The organism is Staphylococcus sp. HMSC035D11 (genome assembly GCF_001836075.1).
Lineage (GTDB): Bacteria > Bacillota > Bacilli > Staphylococcales > Staphylococcaceae > Staphylococcus > Staphylococcus hominis.
Map to the genome: position 1 here is coordinate 132,558 of NZ_KV827278.1, position 723 is coordinate 133,280.

Genomic DNA, 723 nt, shown 5'->3' on the forward strand with positions numbered 1-723 from the left:
TAACCTTCAATAGCACGTTGTCTTTGGCCATTAAACACGTTTTCTACAATAACGTTTCTTTCAAATTCTGCGAAGCTCGCTAAGATTTGGAGCATCAACTTACCTGTGGAGCTCGCAATTTCTATTTTTTCAGTTAGACTAAAAAATTCAACATTAATCTCATACAATTCTTCGACAATATTTAATAAATCTGAGGTATTTCTAGCTAAACGAGTAGTATTATATACCATAATACCATCTAATTTACCTCCTTTAGCATCTTTTAACATACGTTGTAGTTCAGGACGTTGCGTTGTTTTACCTGATATACCACGATCGGTATATTCATCAACGACTTCATAACCTTGAAATTGACAATACTCTGTAAGTTGATTTAATTGACCATGGATACTGTAACCATCCGTTTGCATTTCAGTTGATACACGTGCGTATAATCCAATACGTTTCTTTTTGAGTTGTGTCATATGACTTCATTCCTTTCAGGAGTTATTAAATGCGATTGTTCAACGATATTGAGTGGACTGTTTTTAAAGTAGATTCCTTGTAATTGTTTAGTTTGAGTTATTGTAATGTCATCAATCAAAGGTGCTATGATTTCTAATGTCAATTTATCTTTGACTACATGACGGATTGTTTCAGCAATTTGATTGGATGAATAATTAGAGTAACGTTCTTCTCTTTCAAAGCCAGCAGATAACCGTTTAAATGTTTCTATATCAATTT

The 723-nt window shown here is 32.9% G+C and carries 1 protein-coding gene and 1 pseudogene; both read right to left on the reverse strand.

The window, feature by feature from the left end; translation table 11 throughout:
- Positions 1 to 464, reverse strand: a 464-nt coding sequence (locus HMPREF2647_RS09115; protein ID WP_141756758.1) for a recombinase family protein, incomplete at its 3' end; no start/stop codon positions are given.
- Positions 461 to 723, reverse strand: a pseudogene (locus HMPREF2647_RS09120) (recombinase family protein); the annotation flags it as partial. The pseudogene HMPREF2647_RS09120 and the gene HMPREF2647_RS09115, both read right to left, overlap by 4 nt.